The organism is Chloracidobacterium sp. (assembly GCA_025057975.1).
In the GTDB taxonomy this organism is placed as follows: Bacteria; Acidobacteriota; Blastocatellia; order Chloracidobacteriales; family Chloracidobacteriaceae; genus Chloracidobacterium.
The window spans coordinates 1-544 of sequence record JANWUV010000069.1 but is presented as its reverse complement, the minus strand read 5'-3'; the positions used below and the strand labels follow the sequence as shown (position 1 = coordinate 544).

Sequence of the window (544 nt, the reverse complement as noted above, 5' to 3'; positions counted from 1 at the left end):
AAGCCAATCGCCGCGACTGCCTGGAGAAGATGGAACAGTTCCTGGAGAAGTATGTGCTGAATTTACAGCGGTGAGGCGCGCCCGCGCCGCCGAACAAAGTTCTGAGACTACGCCGGCTGCTGTGTGTGATACACCGCCGAAGCGATGACGAGGGCAACTACTAGGGCCATCGTGGCTTTGGCGATGGACAGCTTCTGCTTAGGCAGCGAGCGGCCCTGCTGTGCGGCGGCGCGTTCGGCTTCACGGCGTTTGCCGTGCGCAGCGGCGCCCAGGGCGGCGACGGTGGGGATGGCGGCGCAGAACAGGCACATGATGCACTTTCTTTCACTTTGTCGGAGTGGTCAGGCTTTGCAACAGCGTCCGGATCTGGTCAATAACCTCAGGCTTGACTCGACCGAACGTCTTGACTGCAAGCGATTGGGCCAGCGTGTAGATTTTGTCCACCCGCACCTGTCCGGGGCGGTTCAGGAAGCCATGTTCCAAGTCGCTTGAGCCAATCGTGAAAGCGTAAGCCGATAGCGCCGGATTAGAGGTCATAGCAACG

The 544-nt window shown here is 59.9% G+C and carries 2 protein-coding genes; both read right to left on the bottom strand.

The genetic code is table 11. The annotated features are described in order from the left end of the window. Positions 1-107 precede the first annotated feature (107 nt). Entirely contained in the window at positions 108-311 is a 204-nt protein-coding gene (locus NZ585_15135; GenBank protein MCS7081362.1) for a hypothetical protein, read from the bottom strand. A 13-nt stretch (positions 312-324) separates the two neighbouring features. Then, positions 325-544: type II toxin-antitoxin system PemK/MazF family toxin (locus NZ585_15130; protein ID MCS7081361.1), on the bottom strand; the 220-nt coding region annotated here is incomplete at its 5' end.

Excerpts from the sequence above, each read along its gene's own strand:
- NZ585_15135 (MCS7081362.1), bottom strand. The coding sequence starts at position 311 with ATGTGCCTGTTCTGCGCCGCCATCCCCACCGTCGCCGCCCTGGGCGCC.